The sequence below is a fragment of the Acidovorax sp. genome, assembly GCF_022763525.1.
GTDB lineage: Bacteria > Pseudomonadota > Gammaproteobacteria > Burkholderiales > Burkholderiaceae_C > Acidovorax.
The window spans coordinates 1-6473 of the sequence record NZ_JALEGG010000221.1; the positions used below are offsets into that span (position 1 = coordinate 1).

Genomic DNA, 6473 nt, shown 5'->3' on the forward strand with positions numbered 1-6473 from the left:
CCGAGCCCCCAAAGCTCATCAACGGCAGCGTGAGCCCCTTGGTCGGCAGCGCGCCCAGGTTCACGCCCATGTTGATGAAAGCCTGGAAGCCAATCCAGATCGCGACTCCCTGTGCGACGAGGCCCGCGAACACGCGGTCCAGCGCGATGGCCTGGCGGCCGATGTGCATGATGCGGCGGGTCATCCACAGGAACAGCACGATGAGCGTGAGGACCCCCACCAGGCCGAATTCCTCGCCGATCACGGCCAGCAGGAAGTCGGTGTGGGCTTCAGGCAGCCAGTGCAGTTTTTCCACGCTGCCGCCCAGGCCCACGCCAAAGATCTCGCCGCGCCCGATGGCGATCAGCGAGTGCGACAGCTGGTAGCCCTTGCCCAGCGCATGCGCCTCGCTGAAGGGGTCGAGGTAGGCAAAAACGCGCTCCCGGCGCCAGGGCGAGCTGGCGATCATCAGGCCGAAGGCCGACACCAGCACGCCAGCGATGAGAAAGAACATGCGCGCGTTGACGCCGCCCAGGAACAGGATGCCCATGGCGATGACGGCCACCACCATGAAGGCGCCCATGTCGGGCTCGGCCAGCAGCAGCACGCCGACGATGCCCACGGCCAGGCCCATGGGCAACACGGCGCGGAAGAACCGCTCCTTCACTTCCATCTTGCGCACCATGTAGTCGGCGGCATAGATGAGAACGGCAAACTTGGCCACTTCGGAAGGCTGAAAACCGATGGGCCCAATGGACAGCCAGCGCCGCGCGCCGTTGACCACCTTGCCCACGCCCGGAATGAGCACCGCGATCAGCAGCAGCAGCGCCACCACGAACAACCAGGGCGCAGCGCGTTCCCACCAGGCCATGGGCACCTGGAAGGCCAGCAGCGACGCCACAAAACCGACCACAAGATACATGGCGTGGCGGGTCAGGAAATGCGTGGGCGCGTAGTTGGCAAAACGCGGGTTGTCGGGCATGGCGATGGAGGCCGAATACACCATGACCAGCCCCCAGGCGAGCAGCGCCACCACCACCCACAGCAAGGCCTGGTCGAAGCCCAGCACGCTGGCTGGCGTGCTGGACGAACGACGGTATTCGGTGCCGCCCACGCGCACGGGCAGCACATCGACGGCCTTGGTGGAGACGCCGCCGAACCAGCCGGTCAGGCGCTGCAGCAGATTGCTGGCCGGAGCGCTCATGCCAGGCCCTCCGCGGATTGGCCTGCCTCGTCGGCGAGCGCTCGCACCGTTTCGCAGAAGACTTCTGCACGGTGCTCGTAGTCCCTGAACATATCGAAGCTTGCACAGGCGGGAGACATCAGCACGGCATCGCCCGCATGCGCGCGCTGGGTGGCCAGCGACACCGCATGGGGCAGCGTTTCTGCGTCCAGCAGTGCCACACCCGCGTCCTGCAGCGCCGTGCGGATCAGCGGTGCATCGCGCCCGATCAGCACCACGGCACGCGCATAGCGCGCCACGGGCGCCGCCAGCGGGGTGAAATCCTGCCCCTTGCCGTCGCCGCCCAGGATGACCACGACGCGGCGCTCGGCACCAAGGCCCATGAGCGCGGCCACCGTGGCACCCACGTTCGTGCCCTTGCTGTCGTCGAAATACTCCACGCCATTGACCATGGCCACCGGCTCCACGCGGTGCGGCTCGCCGCGGTACTCGCGCAGGCCGTAGAGCATCGGCGCCAGCGCACAGCCCGCTGCCGATGCCAGTGCCAGCGCGGCCAGGGCGTTCACGGCGTTGTGGCGCCCACGGATGCGCAGCGCGTCGGCCGGCATCAGGCGCTGGATGTGCAGGTCCTCGGCTGCTTCGCTGCGGCCGCGCTTGCGGGTCTCGTCGGCATCCATGGCACGCACCAGCCAGGGCATGCCGTTCACCACTTCAATGCCAAAGTCGCCGGGGCGCCTGGGCATGTCGGCGCCAAAGGTGACGTGATCGCGTACCTGGGGCTTCTGCAGCTTGACCTTGACGGGCGCGGGCAAAGGCTGGACGGCCCCCACGCTTGCCACTGCGTGTGCTGCGCTGCCCCCCAAGGAGGCCGCTGCCGCCTTCGGGCGGCCGGGCGGCGGCAGCATGCGCATGACTTCCGCGTCTTCGCGGTTCAGGACCATGAGCCCTTTCTCGCCAAAGATGCGCGCCTTGGCCGCGGCGTAGGCCGCCATGTCGCCATGCCAATCGAGGTGGTCCTGCGTCACGTTGAGCACGGTGGCCGCCGTGGGCTCGAAACCAGTCACCCCGTCGAGCTGGAAGCTCGACAGCTCCAGCACCCACACCTCGGGCAGCGTGCCTGCATCCAGGTGCTCCGACAGGGTGTCCAGCAGGGTCGGCCCAATGTTTCCAGCCACGGCCACGGTCTTGCCCGACCGCTCCACCAGCTGCCCCGTCAGCGAGGTCACGGTCGTCTTGCCATTGGTGCCCGTGATGGCAATCACAGCCGGCGCGTAGCCGTAGGATGCCTTCAAACCCGCCAAGGCCAGGGCATACAAGCCCAATTCGCCTCCAGTGCTCACCCCACAAGCGCGAGCAGCTACCAATACAGGAGCAACCGTCGCTGGGCTCAGCCCTGGCGAGCGGTACACGGCTTGCAAGCCCTGCCCTTCGACCAGGCTCGCATCGAAGGCACCGGACACAAAGCGGACCGTGGGCAGCTCCTGTTGCAGAGCGGGCAACTGGGGTGGCGCCGCGCGGGTATCGGCCACGGTGACCTGGGCTCCGCAGCGCACGCACCAGCGCGCCATGGCCATGCCGGATGCGCCCAGGCCCAGGATGAGGATGTTCTGCCCCTGCAGGAACTGTGCGACGGCCTCCTGCGGCGTGCGCTGGGGCTCGGCGGACTCGGACTCGGACTTGGCAGGTTCGGCGGCTGCAAGATCGGCCGGGGCGGCAGCAGCCTCGGCAGGCGCCACCTCGGGCGCTGACACGTCGGCAAAGATCTGCGCCACAAAATCGGCGGCGGCCTTGGCGGCCGAGATGGCGGGCACGGCTTCGGGATCCCAGGCATGGCCTTTGGCCGGCGCGTGGCCGGCCGGGGGAACTGCCTCGGGGGTGGCCTCTTCTGGCGATGCGGCGACTGCTGGGGGGGCGGCTTCGGCGGGTGGCTCGGATACCGCGCCGGCTTCGGCATCCGCAGTCGGCTCGGCGTCCGGCGCGCGGGGGCTCACCGCCTCCGTGCGTTCATCCCCTGCGGCACCCGCAGACTCGTGCTCTGCAAAGAAATCGTCGTCCGCAGAGACAGCGCCCCCGGCGTCCACGCCCCTCCCGGCCTGCGGCCGGACAGCATCGGGCGCCCCGGGTTCGCGGGGAGCGTTGGGGATGAGGGGCTCGTCAGCGTTCATCGCAGTTTCAGGGTGCTCAAGCCCACCAGGCACAGCAGCATGGTGATGATCCAGAAGCGCACGACCACCTGCGTTTCCTTCCAGCCGCTTTTCTCAAAGTGGTGGTGCAGGGGGGCCATCTTGAGCAGGCGCCTGCCCTCGCCGTAGCGGCGCTTGGTGTATTTGAACCAGGTGACTTGCAGCATCACCGAGATGGCTTCCACCACAAAGATGCCGCCCATGATGGCCAGCACGATTTCCTGCCGGACGATCACTGCGATGGTGCCGAGGGCGCCGCCCAGGGCCAGCGCGCCCACGTCGCCCATGAAGACCTGCGCCGGGTGCGCGTTGAACCACAAGAAAGCCAGGCCCGCGCCCGCCATGGCGGCACAGAAGATCAGCAGCTCGCCCGAACCCGGGATGTGCGGAAAGAACAGATACTTGGAATACACCGAGCTGCCGGTGACGTAGGCAAACACGCCCAGGGCCGAGCCCACCATCACCACCGGCATGATGGCCAGGCCGTCGAGGCCGTCGGTCAGGTTCACGGCATTGCTGGAGCCCACGATGACGAGGTAGGTCAGGATCACGAAGCCCAGCACGCCCAGCGGGTAGCTGATCTCCTTGAAGAATGGCAGCTGCAGCCCGGCCTTGGGGGGCAGGTCGAGCGAGAAGCCGGACTGCACCCACGCCACGAACAGTTCCCACACCTTGGCGTTGGAGCTTTCGGAAATGCTGAACACAAGGTACAGCGCGGCCAGCAGGCCGATGATGGATTGCCAGAAGTACTTCTCGCGCGAGCGCATGCCCTCCGGATCCTTGTTGACCACCTTGCGCCAGTCGTCCACCCAGCCGATGGCACCAAAGCCCAGCGTGACGATGAGCACGATCCACACGAACCGGTTGGACAGGTCGAACCACAGTAGCGTGGAGATTGCGATCGACAGCAGGATCAGCACCCCGCCCATGGTGGGCGTGCCGCTCTTGGACAGGTGCGACTGCATCGCATAGCCGCGGATGGGCTGGCCGATCTTGAGCGACGTGAGCATGCGGATGACCTTGGGGCCGGCGATCAGACCGATCAGCAGCGCCGTCATGGCCGCCATCACCGCACGGAAGGTGAGGTACTGGAAGACGCGGAAAAAGCCGAACTCGGGCGACAGCCCCTGCAGCCACTGCGAAAGGATCAGCAGCATGCAGCCTCCCCAGGCACAGGTACGGGCATGTCGCCCAGTGGCGTGGCCACGCGGATGGTTTCAGTGTGTGGCGCCATGGTGTCCCTCCGAGGCTTTTGTACGCGCTTCTTGCTGTTGTTCTGCCGGCGGTGTTTCAGCGGCTGCCACGGCAGCCATCGCCTCCACGGCCTGTTCCATCTTCATGAATCGGGATCCCTTGACCAGCACGCTGCCCACAGCGGGCAGGGCTTCGCGCACCGCATCCTGCAGTTCGCGCATATCGTTGAAATGCCGGGCAGCGCCGCCGCCGTGGCCCTGGCTTTGGCCATAGGCCGCGACGGCATGGACCGACTGGGCGCCCAGCGCGAAGAGCCGCGGGATCCCCGCAGCGCGCGCATGCGCGCCGGCCTCGGCATGGAACTGCGGTCCCTGGTCGCCCACTTCGCCCATGTCGCCCAGCACCAGAAGCTGCGGCCCGGGCAGTTCGGCCAGCACGTCGATGGCCGCGCGCATGGAGTCGGGGTTGGCGTTGTAGGTGTCGTCCACCACGGTGATCTCGCGCCCCGCCGTGCGCAGGCTGAAGGCGCGCGAGCGGCCCTTGACCGGAACGAAATCCTGCAGCCCCTGCGCGATGGCCGCCAGCGGTGCGCCCGCAGCCAGTGCGCAGGCGGCAGCGGCCATTGCGTTGATGACGTTGTGTCGCCCGGCAATGTGCAAGCGGGTGTTGAACTCGCCCTGCGGCGTGGCCGCGGTGACGGCCCAGGCGCCCTGCTCCCATGCGGCGCGGCGGCAGACCACATCACCGCCTTCGCCAAAGGTGAGCGTGCGGCGCCCCTGCGCCAGGGTTTGCCAAAGGCCGGAATAGGCGTCGCTGGCGGGAAAAACGGCCACGCCGTCTGCCGGCAAGCTGGCGAAGACCGAGCCGTTTTCGCGCGCCACTGCCTCCACCGTGTGCATGAACTCCAGGTGCTCGCGCTGCGCGTTGTTGACCAACGCCACCGTGGGCTGCGCCATCGCGGCCAGTTGGGCGATCTCGCCCGGGTGGTTCATGCCCATCTCGATCACGGCGGCGCGGTGCGCGGCGGTGAGGCGCAGCAGCATCAGCGGCACGCCGATGTCGTTGTTGAAATTGCCTTGCGTGGCAAACGAGGCCTCGCCCTGCCAGGCGCGCAGGATGGACGCGATCATCTGCGTGACCGTGGTCTTGCCGTTGCTGCCCGTCACGCCGATGAGCGGCAGACGCAACTGCGCGCGCCAGCCGCAGGCCAAGGCGCCCAGCGCGGCCAGGGTGTCAGGTACCTCGATGCCGGCCAGTCCGGCTGCCTCCAGCCCGCCATGGGCGATGGCGGCGGCCGCACCGCCCGCGCGGGCGTCGGCCAGGAAGGCATTGGCGTCAAAACGCTCGCCCTTGAGGGCCACGAACAGGTCGCCCGCCTGCAGCGTGCGCGTGTCGGTATGCACGCGGGCCAGGGGCGTCGCGCCATCGCCCACCAGGCGCGCTGCGGGAATGCGCGGGTGAAGCAGGTCGAACGCCTGTTGCAGCGTCATGCGGACGGCACCGGGCGTGGCGGTCATGGGCGGGCTCCTCGGGCCTGCAGCGCGCTCTGCGCATGGGCCAGGTCAGAAAAAGGCATGCGCACGCCTGCGATCTCCTGGGTGTCTTCGTGGCCCTTGCCAGCAATCAGCACCACGTCGGCGGGTGCGGCCTCGGCAATGGCCTGCGCGATGGCGATGGCGCGGTCGGGCTCGGCCTGCACGGTGCTGCCGGCAATGGTGCCCAGCAGGATCTGATGCAGGATGGCGGCCGGGTCTTCGCTGCGCGGGTTGTCGCTGGTGACGACCACGCGATCGGCGTGGCGCTGGGCCACGGCACCCATCAGCGGGCGCTTGCCGGGGTCGCGGTCGCCGCCGCAGCCGAACACGCACCACAGCTGGCCGCCGCGCTCCTGCGCCAGCGGGCGCAGGGCCAGCAACACCTTGTCCAGCGCATCA

At 68.2% G+C, this 6473-nt stretch carries 5 protein-coding genes; all 5 read right to left on the reverse strand.

Annotated features, from left to right (window positions below; translation table 11 throughout):
* The coding region (ftsW, locus tag MRY84_RS17290) for a putative lipid II flippase FtsW (RefSeq protein ID WP_291506939.1) at nt 1–1183 on the reverse strand (1183 nt) is incomplete at its 3' end.
* The gene (gene murD, locus MRY84_RS17295; protein ID WP_363317561.1) at nt 1180–2973 is read right to left on the reverse strand and encodes a UDP-N-acetylmuramoyl-L-alanine--D-glutamate ligase; all 1794 of its coding nucleotides are present in this window, start codon (nt 2971–2973) and stop codon (nt 1180–1182) included. The genes murD and ftsW, both read right to left, overlap by 4 nt.
* A 350-nt stretch (nt 2974–3323) precedes the next feature.
* Nucleotides 3324–4502 (reverse strand): phospho-N-acetylmuramoyl-pentapeptide-transferase, encoded by a 1179-nt coding sequence (mraY, locus tag MRY84_RS17300; protein ID WP_291506940.1) that lies wholly within the window; start codon nt 4500–4502, stop codon nt 3324–3326.
* Between the two features lie 60 nt (nt 4503–4562).
* Complete coding sequence (gene murF, locus MRY84_RS17305; RefSeq protein ID WP_291506941.1) at nt 4563–6056, reverse strand: UDP-N-acetylmuramoyl-tripeptide--D-alanyl-D-alanine ligase; 1494 nt, start codon at nt 6054–6056, stop codon at nt 4563–4565.
* Nucleotides 6053–6473: cyanophycin synthetase (locus tag MRY84_RS17310; protein ID WP_291506942.1), on the reverse strand; the 421-nt coding region annotated here is incomplete at its 5' end. The genes murF and MRY84_RS17310, both read right to left, overlap by 4 nt.

Excerpts from the sequence above, each read along its gene's own strand:
- mraY (WP_291506940.1), bottom strand. The coding sequence starts at position 4,502 with ATGCTGCTGATCCTTTCGCAGTGGCTGCAGGGGCTGTCGCCCGAGTTC.
- murF (WP_291506941.1), bottom strand. The coding sequence starts at position 6,056 with ATGACCGCCACGCCCGGTGCCGTCCGCATGACGCTGCAACAGGCGTTC.